We start from the raw sequence: 14,550 nt of genomic DNA, 5'->3' as shown, positions 1-14,550 counted from the left end.
GCAGCGGCCTGACTATTTGATCACAAGTGCCGACAGCAGCTCTCTGGCGCTCCAGACCCGCGGCGTCTTTTCGCGCTCACGCATTAATTGCACGAGTTTGCGGTTGACCGGTGCGTCCGTGCCCAGCTTTTCGGCCAGTTTCACGACTTCGCCATTGATCCAGTCAACTTCCGTTGGGCGCCCGGCCTGAAGATCTTCCCACATGGAGGAACGTGCAACAGGATCGATGGTGAGCATCCGTTTGGCTAGTCGGGTAAACAGCCAATCTGGTAGTGACATCACGGAAGGAATCAGTTTGGTAGGCAGGCCTGTGAGTTTTACCGTGGGTATGCCTGCCGATTTAAGGAGCTCTAGCGTCTCTCTCTGAGCCATTGCCAGGCAGCGGCGATAGTCCCTTTGCGAGAGCTCTTCCAGCAGCGGAACGCCAGAAAGGGCGTTGACCGGGTTATTCAGATTGAGTAACAGCTTGGACCACATCACCGATTCGATATCGCGCCGCAGTTCCAGGGGGAGCCCGGCATGCTCAAACCAGGGCAGGGCCGGTTGCAGTGACGGGTGCCGGTCGGCCATCAGGTGGCCCTGAGTGCCTTGATGGAAATGCCCCGGCTCCTGTTGCAGCACGTTGAATGGAACCATCCCGGCCAATACGTTGGCGTTGGGCATAGCGGCCTGGAGGTGCTCTGCGTTGGAGATTCCGTTTTGCAGGCTGACCACCGGTATGCCCTCGCTCACCCAGGGCGCGAGCTGTTTGCCGGCCTCGGAGGTGGCGGCGGATTTGACCGTTACCAGCACGAGATCGGCGTTGCCCGCCGCCTCGGCAGAGGTCACATACTGGTGCTCGGCCAGTTGGCTGTGGAAGCGAAACCCTTCATAGTCAGTGACCGTCAGTGGGGAGGTTCGAAGGCGCTCCTGCATGGTCTTTCGGCCCACCATGACCACGTTCACACCGGAAGAAAGCAGCCTGCCTCCGAGGTAACAGCCGATACTGCCAGCGCCAAATATAACGACCTTGAAAGAACTCTGCGTCACGGGCTTTGCCTTATTGTTTTCCCGAATAGTGAAAGGGCTGCCCGCGAGAGTCAACTGTCGGGGCTCCGGCAAGACGTTGGCGGAGCCTTGTTCAGTGGTTCCGTGTCAGATGTTGTTCGGGTTCCGAGGCATGGCAACCAGCCGTTTTGGCTGGAAGGCCCGCAGTGTCAGATAGGCGAGTGGCGCAATCACGCCAAGGAGCGGCGTGGCGACCAGGAAGGGTGCAAAGCTCCTGAAATGCCCGCCCTGGGCAACATGATCGCGGTACAGAAAGTACATCAGCAACAGCAGGGCGATGCCTAGATCGAGGACGACCTGCAGGGATTCCTTTTCGGCGAACAGGCTGATGGCCCATTGCCAGAAGTCTTTATCCGAGGTGGCCAGCACCCACAGAGTGAAACTGATGAAAAGTACGAAAACCAGTGGGACGATGCGAGTCAGTATCATGACAGTGTGCCTCCGTGTACGGGGTGTAAAAATTGAGTATGCTTTCGACAAAGATCATGCGCCTGTAGTTATACCGGCGCACTTCCCGATTAGGTAAAGGCCAGGCAACATGACTGTCAGCGAAACATCGATTTCCCGGGGTGGCGAACACAGCGCGTTTGGCCACAAGCTGCGGTATTGGCGACGTCATCGGGGCATGAGTCAGTTGGACCTGGCGCTGGAGGCGGACATATCACCCCGCCATCTTTCTTTTATTGAAACCGGCCGTTCCCGCCCGAAGCGAGACCTGATACTGAAGCTCGCTGGAACCCTTGAGGTTCCCTTGCGTGAGCGCAATGAAATGTTGATGGCTGCCGGGTTGCCAGCGGCCTATTTCGAGGAAGACTATGACAGCAAGGAACTGGCGGTCTACCGCAAGGCCATTCATGAGCTGATCACCAGTCATCAGCCATATCCCGCCTTGGTACTCAATCGCTGGGGCGATGTGGTGGATGGCAACGCGACGGCGTTTCTGATGTTTCCTGAGTTCAAAGTAGACCCGCCTGCCAATCTCTACCGCGAGTATCTGTCCTCAACGAAATGGAAAGAACTGGTCGTAAACTGGGACGAGGTGGCCTGGGCGGCCTATGAATACTTGGTCAATGACGCTTCCCGCTACCAGGGGGACGAGCGCATGCAGGCACTTATCCAGGAAGTCCAGGATCTGTTGCGGAAGACCCCCAGGCCGGAATTGATGCCGGCGAGCCCGTCGATCCATACGCGCCTGAACATGGGAGGGGACATCCTGGAAACCACCACAATGATTGCGCACTTCGGGCCCGTGAACGATGTGTTTCTCTCGGAGCTACGGGTCGAGATGATCTTTCCCGCCAACGACAGTGCCCGGCGATTTTTCTCTCAATTTGAGGGTTGAACACTGCAGTGGTGAGTCCGTATAACGGACCTTTACCCCAATAACAGGAGGCTGTCATGCCTGAACAAAGAACCGTTGTGATTACCGGGGCCAATCGCGGCATCGGGCTTGAGTTGGCCCGTCACTTTGCAGGTGAAGGCTGTGACGTGATTGGCGTATGTCGGGAAGCGTCACCCGAGCTCAAGGAGGTGGCGACTCGTGTCATTGAATCTGTTGACGTCACCACGGCAAGTGGACTTCAGTCATTGATTGACGGCGTGAAGGGCCAGTCGATCGACCTGCTGATCAATAATGCCGGCCTGCTGCAGGATGAAAAACTGGGCAGCATTGATTTCGATTCCATTCGTACCCAGATGGAAATCAACGCTTACGCGCCATTGAGGGTGGCGGAAGCGCTGGTGTCCCAGATACCGTACGGCGGTAAGATTGCCAACATCACCAGCCGGATGGGCTCTATCGCGGACAACGACTCCGGAGGCCGCTATGGCTACCGTGCGTCCAAGGCGGCGCTGAACGCCTTTGGCAAGTCCCTGGCGATGGACCTTAAACCAAAGGGCATTGCGGTGGCCCAGCTCCATCCCGGTTATGTGCAAACCCGTATGGTGAATTTCGGCGGACTGATTACGCCCGAGGAGTCAGCAAAGGGCTTGGCGGCGAGAATCGAGGGCCTGAACCTGGAAAACACGGGCTCCTTCTGGCACAGCAATGGTGAGGAGCTGCCCTGGTAAGGATTTACCCAGGGGGAAACCAAAACGAAAAAAGGCAGCCGAAGCTGCCTTTTTCAAACGTGCTGACTGTTATTTAAACAGCAACAACGTTCTCTGCCTGAGGGCCTTTCTGGCCGTCAGTTACGGTGAACTCAACCTGCTGGCCTTCTGCCAGGGTCTTGAATCCGCCGCCTTGAATAGCGCTGTAGTGAACGAATACGTCAGGGCCGCTTTCACGAGTGATGAAACCAAAGCCTTTTGCTTCGTTGAAAAACTTAACAGTACCGGTAGTAGTCGACATAATCATAATCCTGAAATCGATAATTTAATGTGCCGCCAGACCATCTTGAACGATGACTGATCAGCGTTGTGCGGAAACAAAAAACGCGCGGAATCAAAAACAGGACGGACAACTACCAAAACAACAGAGATGCGTCTTATTCGTGAAATGCTGTGCTAAATCTTTCCTACGAAACGAACTTTACTCCTATGTCCCCGGAATTGCCAAGTTTATTTGTAGGCATTTACCGATGCGATCCAAAATCAAAACAATTACTCTGAGAGTCAGAGGCCCGTTATTTGGGAAATTGCCGTTTGGAACGAGGGTGAACTCATGAAATACATCTTCGAGGTTCGCATACGAGAAGGGCACACGGCAGAGGAATACGCCGATGCCTGGGTTCGTGCCAGCGAGATCATCCAGCAGGCGCCGGGGGCGCGCGGAACAGAGTTGCACCGGAAAATTGGTGACCCGAATGTGCTGATTGCCATCGCCAGTTGGGACAGCAAAGAGCAGCGGGATGCCATGGAAGGGCAGCATAACCCGGAAGTGGCCCGAATCATCCGCAGCGCCGCGCCATTTTGCGAAATTACGCCGCTTGGCGAATTCGAGGACCCTGAGTGGGTAGTTATGCCGCCTGGCAAGCGAGGTAGATGAGTGGCCATGGCTCGAAAACGCCCGCAGATCCCATCCACGGCCGCATTGGGATTCCAGGCCGGCATTGGTGTGGTGGGGCTGCTGGCGATTTTTCTGTTCGGTATACCGGTTCAGTACGATGGTTTGAGCTTTGGCTCGGTCGTTCTATGGGGAGTGGCCGGCAGTGTGGCAACGTACGTCGTGATCATGATGCTGACCTGGCTTCCGGGCCGGCTTCGTGACTCTCTGGAATCCCAACTGGAGCAGTTGCATCGTTTCGCCTGCGAGTATTCCTGGTCGGTGCTGGTAGCCTTGGCAGTCTTCGCAGGAGTCGGTGAAGAATTGCTGTTCCGCGGGGCGATCCAGGGTTGGCTGGCCCAACACACCCACGATGCGGTTGCGATAGTCGCTGCGTCGGTGCTGTTTGGCATGGTGCATTATCTTTCGTTCACCTACTTTCTATTGGCGACCGGGTTGGGAGTGGTGTTGGGAGTAGCGTATGCACTGACGGACAGCCTGCTGCTGGTAATGGTCTGGCATGGTGTTTACGACATGATTGCGCTGTACTGTCTGCGTCGGTTTCCGGAATGGTTTGGGGTGCGGGTTGGATAAACCAGAAACACATCGTCTGTTCTTCGGGTTGGAAATCCCCGATTCGGTGAAGCAGCGTCTGGTGTCAATTCAGCAACCGGTTGCAGGGGCGCGCTGGCAGCGACCGGATCAGCTGCATCTTACGCTGGTATTTCTCGGTAGTGTGGCCAGACAGCGGTTGCCAGATGTATGTGATGCCGCCCGAAACCTGCCAGTTGGACAATTTGATCTCACGGTTTGCGGCCTGGGCTGTTTCGGCCGACCGGACTTTCCAGAAAATCTGTGGGCCGGAGTTCAGCCAGCGGATAAACTGGCTGAGCTGCACGAGGTGCTTAACCAGAGTCTGTGCATGCCTGGGTTTGAGCAGGAAAAACGCCCGTTCTGCCCACATATCACGTTGGCTCGTTTCAAGAGGCAGCGAGGGTCAGTCGCCGAATTGCTTGAGTCTCAGGAACGACAACCTATAGGGACCTTTTCGGTGGGCGGGATCGCGTTGTTTGAAAGCACACAGGGGGCTCATGGGTCTGTCTATCAGATCATTGAACGGTTTCCCCTCGCCGGAAATCCCGAGAGACTTTGCCGCTAACACGATGTAAGGGGAGTCAAATGTTCCACTACGAAACCGAACCAAGATTCAGCGACACCGACGCACTTGGCCATATCAATAACACGGTTTACCCGGTCTGGTTTGAGCAGGCGAGAACACCGGTGTTCCGTATATTCCATCCTTCCCTGGAGCCGAAAGGCTGGCCACTGATTCTCGCCCGCATGGAAATTGATCTCAAAGCCCAGTGTTACTGGGCCACGCCTGTTAAGGTGCGGTCCGGCATTGGCAAAGTCGGCAACTCTTCCTTCGAGGTAATCCAGGAAGCTTGGCAAAATGGTGTTTTGGTTGCGCGTGGCGTTACCGTGCTGATTCATTTCGACTACGAGACTCAAAAGTCGGTCCCCATCCCTGAAGCGGTTCGTAGCGAGCTTGCAGTGCATACTTTTGAGGCATAAACCGCTGGATTGCCAACCACAGTTCCGGAGACAACGTGGACACGCTTAACAATAACGAAGTGGAACGGATTTTTTCATCGGCACCGTTTGTTGCAGATATTGGTCTGGAACTGGTGTCTATCAAAACCGGTGAATGTCGCTCCCGTCTGGTACTGGCGGAACGGCATCTGCAGCAGGACGGTTTCGTGCACTTCGGGGTGCAGGCTACGGTGGCGGATCATACGGCCGGTGCTGCCGGTGCCTCCGCTGTTAAATCCGGGCAGATGGTCCTGACATCGGATTTCTCGCTGAAGCTGCTGCGGTCAGCCAGCGGGACACATATCGAGTGTGTCGCCACTGTGCTCAAGGCAGGCTCCACGTTAACCGTGGTAGAGTCTGAGGTGTACTGTGGCAAGGCCGGCAACATGAGGCTTGTCTCCAAGGCAACGGTGACACTGGCCATTGTCAGCCCCAAAAACAGGTGAGGTGGCGTGCAGTGAAAGACATTTTTCGAAAGCTGTTCTGGCCCATTCTCTGTTTTTTCGAGAAAGGTGGAAGCGCCGAGGGTTATCGTCAGTCGCATCGTAAAATACTGCTGGTGGTCGGTTTTCTGTTCCTGGTTCTGTCCGGGGTGTCGCTTTTCTTTTCAATCTTCGCGGAAACCTTCAGCGCTTTGTTACCTATTGTGCTGTTTTTCGTGATCAGTCTGGTCTGTTTCGTGGTAGGACTGCTAGGCAGCGATAGTGCTGTAGCCCGGATCTGGGGCGCCCGATAGGCCATGGGCCCCACCATTCCGCCGGAAAGCTTTATCGACCTGCTGCTGGACGCACTCTGCGTTGTAGATCGCGATGGCTACGTTCGCTACGTCAGCGCAGCCAGTGAGCGGGTATTTGGTTATCTGCCGGAGGAAATGATTGGACGGCGAATCCTGGATTTTGTTCATCCGGAGGACCTTGAGAAAACGCGTCAGGCTGTCAAAGAAATCCTGCGGGGAGAGCTGAAGCCGCACTTTGAGAACCGTTACATCCGCAAGGATGGCTCAACAGCCCATATCATGTGGTCTGCCCGTTGGTCTGAAAAGGAACAGATCCGCGTGGCGGTCGCCCGTGACGTGACCCAGCGCAAGCGGGCCGAGGCTATGCAGGCCGCCATGTATGCCATATCGGACGCAGCGAACAGTTCGGATAGCCTGCCTGCCATGTTCCGGCGAATTCACCAGGTTGTGGAAGGCCTGATGTCAGCGCCTGCTTTTATGGTGGCGCTCGTGGATACGCAGGGCGGTGAGTTGTACTTTCCCTATAATGCCGACCGTCATGAGACGGGAACCCCCGGTTTCTCTCAGGATATCGGTTCTCTCTGTGAACAGGTCATCCGTTCCGCCAGGGCTCTGTTGCTGACGCCCGGAAGCAGCGTGGCTTTCTCGCCTCAGGCGATCGATACCTCGCACGTTGAGGTACGTCACCACTGGCTGGGTGTGCCGCTGAAATCATCCCAGGGTGTGTTCGGCGCGATTGCCGTACAAAGGCAATCAAAGAGTGCGTGTTACACGGACGAAGACAGAGAGCTGTTGGAGTTTGTCGGCATACAGGTTGCCGCCGCGGTGGAGCGTAAGCAAATGCAAGCGCAATTGGAGCATATGGCCAGGTACGACCAGCTGACGGAATTGCCGAACCGTAGCCTGGTCCTGGACCGGATTCAGACAGCGCTTGCGCGTGCAGCCAGGGAAGTCGGCTTTCTGGCGATACTGTACCTCGATCTGGATGACTTCAAGCAGGTCAACGATACCTACGGACACGCCGTCGGAGATCAGGTCTTGCAGGAAATGGCTCGCCGATTGGTGCAGGGGGTTCGGGCCGCAGATACGGTTGGTCGGCTGGGTGGCGATGAGTTCATCGTGCTGCTTGATGGAATTGAACAGCCAAGTGACGCGGACAGTGTTGCTGAAAAATTGCGGGCAACTCTCAGTGAACCCTACGAGTTGCCGATGGCATCCCTGACATTGATTCCAAGTATTGGTGTGGCTGTCTATCCCGAACACGGGGACAACCATGAAGCACTGATTCGCTACGCAGACAGCGCCATGTACCGGATGAAAAAAGGAAGACCGGATCCGGTTTCCTGAACGTTTGCGTGTTACTCCCCGGCTCGTTTCCTGGCTTCGAAGTTTTCAAGCTCAACGTTGATGGCGTTGGTCGAAATCACGATTTCGTACAGCGAATACAACAATGAGACCGACAGTAATATCAGGCTGATGCCGAACGCGATGGCCCCTGCAAGCTGAGCTCCCACAAACAGAACAAACATGGACATGGTGCAGACAAAAAAGCTGAGTACACCGTAAGCCTGCATCCGTTTAGTCAGCAAAATGCGTTTGCGCAGCATGCTGATCTGGCGGGCGATAAGGGCATGGTCTTCTTCCGTATCCATTTGCTTAAGCTGGCGTATCAATTGCGCTAGAACAAGAAAGCGATTGGTGTAGGCCAGCAGCAACAGTGAAATGGCGGGAAACAGAAGGGCGGGGGTGGTCAGTGTCAACGTCGACTCCTTGATCTGCACGGACAGGTTTGACCAATATAGCAGGCTTTGTCGGTTGCTGTAGCCCCATCTCATGCTTGGCACTTTGGCGCGGCTTCCAGGATTCATCACGGTGGTGTTGACGTTTTTGGTTGTGCCAGTGTCGTATTGGTTCAACCTGATAACTGAAAACAGGGTCACATTAGAGCTATCGACAACCCGGTAGGGGGAGATAGCAATGGCCGTTAAATTTGAGCAAGCACTTCTGGATTATCCGCAGCAACGGGCGGGCGCCGCCCGCCAGCCTGACAGTGTTGACCAGTCCGACCGTCGGGTTCCCATTAACCTGCGCCAGTCCGGCCCCACGCCGGTGGAGATGTTGATCTCCACCCGTGTACGCAAGTCGCCATACTGGCACCTGGCGTACGAAGCTGGATGCTGGCGGGCGACCGTTTACAACCGTATGTATCACCCCCGGGGCTATGTCCGTCCGGAAGATGGCGGCGCCATGGTGGAATACGAGTCGCTGATACATGACGTCACCATGTGGAATGTCGCCGTAGAGCGCCAGATTCAGGTAAAGGGGCCGGACGCGGAACGCTTCGTGAACTATGTGATTACTCGAGATGCCACCAAGATAAAACCTATGCGTGGCAAGTACGTCATCTTGTGCAATGAAGAGGGCGGCATTCTCAATGACCCGGTTCTGCTTCGTGTTGCCGAGGACGAGTTCTGGTTCTCCCTTTCCGATAGCGACCTGGAATTCTGGTTGCGGGGCGTCAACATCGGGATGGGCTTCAACGTCACCATCGCGGAAATCGATGTAGCACCGGTGCAGATCCAGGGTCCCAAATCTGAGGCGCTCATGGCTGACCTGTTCGGTGAGCGCGTGAAGGAGATTCCGTACTATGGCTTGATGGAGGGCCAGGTGGCCGGTCATGACGTGATTATCTCCCAAACCGGTTTTACCGGTGAGAAGGGTTACGAGATTTACCTCAAGGAAGCCACCAAATACGCCGAAGACCTCTGGTACACCGTGCTTGCCGCCGGTGAGGCCCACAATCTGAGAGTGATTGCGCCGGCGCATCACCGCCGAATTGCTGCCGGTATCCTTTCCTGGGGCCAGGATGTGGATCAGGAAACCCTGCCATTCCAGTGCAACCTGGCGTATCAGGTGCCTCGCAACAAGGACGCGGATTACATCGGTAAGCAGAAGCTCGAGAAAGTCCGCGAGCAACTGGACGCTGGCCGACCGCCTTTCAGCCACATCATGGTGGGTATCCGTTTTGGCGGTGGCCAGGTAACCGACTATGCCAACGACTTCTGGCTGGTCAGCGGACCAGAAGGCGGCGAGCCAGAGGGCTATGTTACCTCGCCCTGGTATTCGCCCGAGCTGGAAACCAATATTGGCTTGGCCTATGTGCCGTTTGACCTGCGTGCTGTTGGCACCCGCCTGACGGTCCACCTGCCGGTGGAATACGCCGCTACGGATGGCTCAACGGCTGTCGAGGCGGAAGTGGTGGAAGTTCCGTTCCGGCCTTCGGTGAACCCCAACGCCCGCGAGAGGGCACGGGCGAAGGGAATCGACTTCGCGGACTAGCAATGCAGTGGGGCAGACGGCGGTGGCCGTCGCCTGCCCGATGCAGATAGGTAGCAATGGGGTGCGTGATTCATGAAACTGGTGAGTGATAAACAGCCGTTCAGTGCCCATGATGCGGAAGCCACCGCACGGATGCAGGCCCTGGTACGTTGGGCGTCCATTGAGGCAACACCCCGCCAGATACTGGCACAGGAGCATTTGCCGAATTTGCTGCCGCGGGGCACCTGTGTCTACGTGCCTTTTCTGCCAAAAGGCCAGTTCAGCGATACCCTGCGGGCATGCCGACATCTGCTGAGCGTTGGCATGCAGCCGATTCCTCACGTACCCGCACGTATGGCCGAGAGCCGCGGGCAACTTCGGGACTGGCTCTCGCAACTGAATGAAAGCGGCGTTGACCGTTTACTGCTGATTGCCGGCGACAGCGATGCGATCGCCGGCCCTTTTCCAGATACCCTGGCCGTTCTGGAATCTGGCTTGCTGGCCCAGTTCCAATTCCATGGTATCGGTGTGGCAGCCCATCCGGACGGGCATCCCATGGCGGACCGGGCAACACTCATCCAGGCCCTTGGTATCAAACGCGAATACGCGCGCACGACGTCCACGCGGCTCTGGGTGGTCACCCAGTTCACCTTTGACGCCAACGTGGTCATCGACTGGCTGCAAAGCCTCGGCAGCATCCTGGAAGAGGTGCCGGTATACATTGGCATGGCCGGCCCGACACGGGTGAAAACGCTCATTGCCTATGCGGCTCAATGCGGAGTGGGAGCATCGGCCCGCCTGATGCTGCGACGCCCTGGCAGCGCCAAACTGTTGCGTGCGTGGTCGCCGGACGGAATGGTGCGCGCGCTTGTCCAGTATTGCCTGGACAACCCGGATACTTTGCTACGGGGCATTCATCTTTTCCCATTCGGTGGCCTGCGCCAATCGGCGCAATGGATTCAAGAACACAGTGGGTCCATTGAGGACCAGAGAGGTCAGTTCCATGAGTCTTCAGTACAGTAAGCTGACACCCGCAACACCACCGGAAGCTGACTTTCCGCCGCCGGGCACTCCTGACATTGAGATCGCTCGCTCGGTCCAGCCTCAGTCTATTCTGCTGCTGGCCCAGCAGCGTTTCGGTCTGCCAGGGGAGAGCCTGGTGCCGTTCGGCCACTACAAGGCCAAACTGGATATGGCCTATGTGGATACCTCTGATAGTGCGCCCCGGGGCAAGCTGGTACTGGTGACCGCCATAACGCCCACGCCAGCGGGGGAGGGCAAGACCACCACCAGTGTGGGATTGAACGACGGTTTCAATCGCCTGGGCGTGCGTTCGTCCGTGTGCCTGCGGGAGCCCTCCCTGGGCCCCTGTTTCGGCATGAAAGGAGGCGCAGCCGGCGGCGGCCGCGCGCAGGTGATTCCGATGGAAGACATCAATCTGCATTTCAATGGTGACTTCCACGCCATCACCACGGCCCACAATCTGCTGGCGTCATTGATCGACAACCACATCCACTGGGGTAATGAGACGGGCCTGGACTCTCGCTATGTGAGCTGGCGGAGAGTGATGGACCTGACCGACCGTTCCCTGCGCAACCTGGTGTGTGGGCTTGGTGGTGCGGCCCACGGCGTGCCCCGGGAAACCGGGTTCGATATTACGGTGTCGTCTGAGATCATGGCGATCCTGTGCCTGGCGGACGGTCGGGCGGACCTCAAGCAGCGGCTGGGCAATATCATTATCGGCAGGCGCTCTGATATGACTCCGGTGACCGTTCGTGACCTGGGTGTGGAAGGGTCGTTAACCGTGCTTCTGAAAGAAGCGCTGCAGCCTAATCTGGTCCAGAGTTTGGAGCACAACCCGGTGTTTATCCACGGTGGGCCGTTTGCCAATATCGCCCATGGATGCAACTCCGTGACCGCCACCCGTGCGGCTCTGGCACTGAACGATGTGGTCGTCACCGAGGCGGGATTTGGCGCCGACCTGGGGGCGGAAAAGTTCATAGATATCAAGTGCCGGCAAACAGGCTTGCGGCCAGACGCCGCCGTGGTTGTCTGTACCATTAGAGCACTCAAGATGCAGGGTGGGGTCCCTCGCAGCCAGCTCTCCGTTCCCGACCTTGCTGCTTTGAGGGCCGGTGCCGCCAACCTGGAGCGACACGTTCGTAATCTGCAGCAGTTCGGACTGACGCCAGTGGTGTGCATCAACCGTTTCCCAGACGATACCGAGGAGGAAATGTCGCTGGTGCAGTCCATCAGTGAGTCGCTGGGTGTGCGTGCTGTGCCTGCCGACCACTGGGCTATGGGTGGTGAGGGTGCCACCGAACTGGCCCAGGCGGTGCTTGATCAGATGGACGAAGGCACACCTGAGGTGAACTTTCTCTATGAAGACGGCCTGCCGCTGGCGGATAAAATCCGCACCATCGCCACGCGCATTTACCACGCCGGTAGCGTGGAATTCACCACGGTGGCGAAGCGGCAGCTGGAGGAATACGAAAGCCTGGGGTTTGGCCACCTGCCAGTATGTATTGCCAAGACTCAGTACAGCTTTTCGGCGGACTCGTCGGTGAAGGGAGCGCCGTCCGGCCATATGCTTCCGGTAAGGGAAGTGCGCCTGGCGGCCGGCGCCGGCTTTGTGGTGGCGGTGTGTGGTGACATCATGACCATGCCCGGTTTGCCACGCCATCCCGCGGCACTGGACATTGCTCTGGATGAAAACGGCCTGGTGGTGGGGTTAACCTGACCCGGTGTTCTCGAAAATGCCATAGGTCGGCTCAGACCGGGCGCGCCTCAATGCCTGCAGAGAGGAAGACGGCAGGCTGGCCATGGAATCGGTAAAAACCGCGCTGGAAGAGCCCTGGGAATAAATTTCCATTCGCTCGTGTTTGGGCGCTCGCCCCATGGTCTTGCGATAGCATCGGCTGAAGTGGGTGGCGGACACGAACCCACACATGGAGGCGATTTCCACAATCGAGCAGGATGTCTGCTTGAGCAATCGGCGTGCCCGGTTAAGGCGCACCCGCAGGTAATAGCGCGAAGGCGTGCAGCCCGTGTGCTTGAGGAACAACCGTTCCAGTTGCCGCCGCGAAATGCCGGCCAGTGTTGCCAGCTCCTTCAGTTCGATGGGCTCTTCGATATTGGCCTCCATCAACTGGGCCGCCTCCGCCAGTTTGGGTTGGGCGCACGCCAGTCGCGGGTGCATGGGCATCGGTTGCTGTTCACTTTCCTCGCGCACCCGGTCGCACACAAACATGTGGGATATTGCATTACTGAGCTCCTGGCCGTGACGCCTTGCCAGAAAGCTGAGCATCATGTGCATGGGGACGGTACCACCGGTACAGGTCATGCGTTCCCGCTCGACGGTGAACAGGCGGTTGTTGGTCTGTACCCGTGGGAAACCCTCCTGCATGGCCTCCAGGCATTCCCAATGGGCGCTACAGGCATGACCGTCGAGAAGGCCTGCGCTGGCCAGGACATAGGGGCCAGTGCAGACCGCCCCAAGGAGGACGTGGCGACGCGCCATCTGCTTCAACCAGACGACCTCTTTGCGGGAAAAACTCCGGGTAACATCAATACCGGCCACCACGATCACCAGGTCAAACCGGTGCTCTTCCTGGATCGACCCGTCGGGCAGCATGGTAATGCCATCGCTGGCACGGGCAGGTTCGCCTTCGGCGGTAAGCAGCTTCCAGGAATAGAGTTCAGTACCGGCCAATTGGTTGGCCATGCGCAGTGGCTCAACGGCCGTGGCGAGGGCAATCAGGGTGAAATTATCGATCAGCAGGAAGCCGACCCGATAGGGCTCTTGGGCGGGCCTGTCTGTGTGTGAGCCTGTGTCAGCGGTCATGGTAAACCCCCTTGCCCCGCCTGGGCCTGTCGCGGCAATGTCTGGCTGTCACACCAATTGTATTACCTCAACCTGAACACTAGTTGTTGCCTTTTGATAGTGCAATAAGTGATCAGTTCCAATGTGATCTCATTCTATGCTGGCGGCCCGGTAGCGAATGGTCCACAACCGACACGGGAGTTTGCGGAATGATCCAGAAGCGACGTTTATGCCACTATTCTGGTTGATCAGAGCTGTCGTAAACCATCGTTCGAATGTCGTCAGCAAGCAGGCGGCGGATCGTTGAAGGCGCTATCCTTGAAGCACACCCCAAGGTAGGAGGCTGAAAAGTGGCTGTCAGTCTGTTTGAGCTGTTCAAGGCAGGCATTGGCCCGTCCAGTTCCCATACCGTCGGGCCCATGGAGGCCGCGCGCCGGTTTGCAGGTGGCCTGGACGATGAATGTCTGCTGGCTTCCGTGCATCGACTGAAGGTATCCCTGTATGGCTCTTTAGGTGCTACCGGCAAGGGGCATGGTACTGGACCGGCTGTGATGATGGGGCTGGAAGGCGAGCAACCGGCCCGGATTGATCCGGAGCAAATGCCGGGGCGGCTTGAGCGTATTCGAAGCACAGGAACACTCAGCCTCGCTGGTCAACATCAGATTCGTTTCCGCGAGAGTACCGATATCGTGTATTACCGACGGAAATCCCTGCCAGAACACCCCAACGGCATGGTCTGTCAGGCATTTGACGAGCACGGGCAGTGCCTGTGTGAGCATACCTATTACTCGGTCGGCGGTGGTTTTGTGGTGGCGGCGAACGCCGATGGCAGCCTGGAAATCCGCGCAGACGACACGCCCTTGCCTTATCCCTTCAACAGCGGGAAAACCCTGTTGGCCCTTTGCCAGGAACACGAGCTCACCATCGCCGACATAATGTTGGCCAATGAGCAGGCCTGGCGTACGGCCGATGACATTCGAACGGGCATTCTCGAGCTCTGGCGGGTGATGCGTGAGTGTGTGCAAAACGAGCTATCGTCAAATCTGGTGT

18 protein-coding genes are annotated in these 14,550 nt (G+C 57.2%); 13 read left to right on the top strand and 5 right to left on the bottom strand.

The features are described from left to right. Positions 1 to 12: 12 nt before the first annotated feature. Both B2590_RS07240 and B2590_RS07235 read right to left on the bottom strand, forming a co-directional pair. The gene (locus B2590_RS07240; RefSeq protein ID WP_286809977.1) at positions 13 to 1,029 is read right to left on the bottom strand and encodes a 2-dehydropantoate 2-reductase; all 1,017 of its coding nucleotides are present in this window, start codon (positions 1,027 to 1,029) and stop codon (positions 13 to 15) included. Between the two features lie 105 nt (positions 1,030 to 1,134). Then, positions 1,135 to 1,476, bottom strand: coding sequence for a hypothetical protein (locus tag B2590_RS07235; protein ID WP_199448929.1), 342 nt, complete (start codon positions 1,474 to 1,476; stop codon positions 1,135 to 1,137). A 109-nt stretch (positions 1,477 to 1,585) separates the two neighbouring features. Here B2590_RS07235 and B2590_RS07230 point away from each other — a divergent pair, with 109 nt between their 5' ends. Beyond that, positions 1,586 to 2,389 carry a helix-turn-helix domain-containing protein gene (locus tag B2590_RS07230; protein ID WP_199448930.1) on the top strand — a complete coding sequence of 268 codons (804 nt, stop codon included), beginning with the start codon at positions 1,586 to 1,588 and terminating at the stop codon, positions 2,387 to 2,389. 56 nt (positions 2,390 to 2,445) lie between these two features. Further along, positions 2,446 to 3,117, top strand: coding sequence for an SDR family oxidoreductase (locus B2590_RS07225; protein WP_036204424.1), 672 nt, complete (start codon positions 2,446 to 2,448; stop codon positions 3,115 to 3,117). A gap of 73 nt (positions 3,118 to 3,190) precedes the next feature. On the opposite strand, the gene B2590_RS07220 is transcribed toward B2590_RS07225, so the two are convergent. Continuing rightward, the gene (locus tag B2590_RS07220) at positions 3,191 to 3,397 is read right to left on the bottom strand and encodes a cold-shock protein (protein WP_007151952.1); all 207 of its coding nucleotides are present in this window, start codon (positions 3,395 to 3,397) and stop codon (positions 3,191 to 3,193) included. A 312-nt stretch (positions 3,398 to 3,709) separates the two neighbouring features. On the opposite strand from B2590_RS07220, the gene B2590_RS07215 reads away from it, so the two are divergent. From B2590_RS07215 to B2590_RS07185, 7 genes are read left to right on the top strand one after another with little or no spacing between them, the layout of a single operon-like run. Next, complete coding sequence (locus B2590_RS07215) at positions 3,710 to 4,033, top strand: antibiotic biosynthesis monooxygenase family protein (RefSeq protein ID WP_036204434.1); 324 nt, start codon at positions 3,710 to 3,712, stop codon at positions 4,031 to 4,033. 6 nt (positions 4,034 to 4,039) lie between these two features. Then, complete coding sequence (locus tag B2590_RS07210; protein ID WP_177190601.1) at positions 4,040 to 4,624, top strand: CPBP family intramembrane glutamic endopeptidase; 585 nt, start codon at positions 4,040 to 4,042, stop codon at positions 4,622 to 4,624. Then, positions 4,617 to 5,189 carry an RNA 2',3'-cyclic phosphodiesterase gene (gene thpR, locus B2590_RS07205; protein WP_286809978.1) on the top strand — a complete coding sequence of 191 codons (573 nt, stop codon included), beginning with the start codon at positions 4,617 to 4,619 and terminating at the stop codon, positions 5,187 to 5,189. The genes B2590_RS07210 and thpR overlap by 8 nt, the downstream gene beginning before the upstream one ends. A 20-nt stretch (positions 5,190 to 5,209) precedes the next feature. Next, positions 5,210 to 5,605 (top strand): acyl-CoA thioesterase, encoded by a 396-nt coding sequence (locus B2590_RS07200; RefSeq protein WP_036204438.1) that lies wholly within the window; start codon positions 5,210 to 5,212, stop codon positions 5,603 to 5,605. A 35-nt stretch (positions 5,606 to 5,640) separates the two neighbouring features. Further along, on the top strand, positions 5,641 to 6,069 hold the full coding sequence (locus B2590_RS07195) for a PaaI family thioesterase (protein ID WP_036204440.1): 429 nt from the start codon (positions 5,641 to 5,643) through the stop codon (positions 6,067 to 6,069). A gap of 11 nt (positions 6,070 to 6,080) precedes the next feature. Then, positions 6,081 to 6,359 carry a hypothetical protein gene (locus B2590_RS07190; RefSeq protein ID WP_091641693.1) on the top strand — a complete coding sequence of 93 codons (279 nt, stop codon included), beginning with the start codon at positions 6,081 to 6,083 and terminating at the stop codon, positions 6,357 to 6,359. Positions 6,360 to 6,362: 3 nt separating this feature from the next. Beyond that, a complete protein-coding gene (locus B2590_RS07185; protein WP_286809979.1) occupies positions 6,363 to 7,706 on the top strand; it encodes a diguanylate cyclase domain-containing protein in 1,344 nt (447 codons plus the stop codon). Between the two features lie 11 nt (positions 7,707 to 7,717). Here B2590_RS07185 and B2590_RS07180 read toward each other — a convergent pair whose 3' ends face one another. Continuing rightward, on the bottom strand, positions 7,718 to 8,119 hold the full coding sequence (locus tag B2590_RS07180) for a DUF2721 domain-containing protein (RefSeq protein WP_036205745.1): 402 nt from the start codon (positions 8,117 to 8,119) through the stop codon (positions 7,718 to 7,720). Positions 8,120 to 8,336: 217 nt separating this feature from the next. On the opposite strand from B2590_RS07180, the gene B2590_RS07175 reads away from it, so the two are divergent. From B2590_RS07175 to B2590_RS07165, 3 genes are all read left to right on the top strand, one after another. After that, entirely contained in the window at positions 8,337 to 9,698 is a 1,362-nt protein-coding gene (locus B2590_RS07175) for a glycine cleavage T C-terminal barrel domain-containing protein (protein ID WP_036204446.1), read from the top strand. A 72-nt stretch (positions 9,699 to 9,770) separates the two neighbouring features. Further along, complete coding sequence (locus B2590_RS07170; protein ID WP_286809980.1) at positions 9,771 to 10,700, top strand: methylenetetrahydrofolate reductase; 930 nt, start codon at positions 9,771 to 9,773, stop codon at positions 10,698 to 10,700. Then, positions 10,681 to 12,417: a formate--tetrahydrofolate ligase gene (locus B2590_RS07165; RefSeq protein ID WP_286809981.1), complete on the top strand. Its 1,737-nt coding sequence runs from the start codon at positions 10,681 to 10,683 to the stop codon at positions 12,415 to 12,417. Before B2590_RS07170 ends, B2590_RS07165 begins: the two co-directional genes overlap by 20 nt. Here the strand turns inward: B2590_RS07165 and B2590_RS07160 are convergent. Further along, positions 12,409 to 13,521, bottom strand: coding sequence for a GlxA family transcriptional regulator (locus B2590_RS07160; RefSeq protein ID WP_036204452.1), 1,113 nt, complete (start codon positions 13,519 to 13,521; stop codon positions 12,409 to 12,411). The genes B2590_RS07165 and B2590_RS07160 overlap by 9 nt on opposite strands. A 329-nt stretch (positions 13,522 to 13,850) precedes the next feature. Between B2590_RS07160 and B2590_RS07155 the strand changes: the two genes are divergently transcribed. After that, positions 13,851 to 14,550: serine dehydratase beta chain (locus B2590_RS07155; protein ID WP_286809982.1), on the top strand; the 700-nt coding region annotated here is incomplete at its 3' end.

Source organism: Marinobacter sp. UBA3604, assembly GCF_002375325.1.
GTDB lineage: Bacteria > Pseudomonadota > Gammaproteobacteria > Pseudomonadales > Oleiphilaceae > Marinobacter > Marinobacter salarius.
Note: the sequence above shows the minus strand (reverse complement) of the source record. Positions and strands in the feature narration are given on the sequence as shown.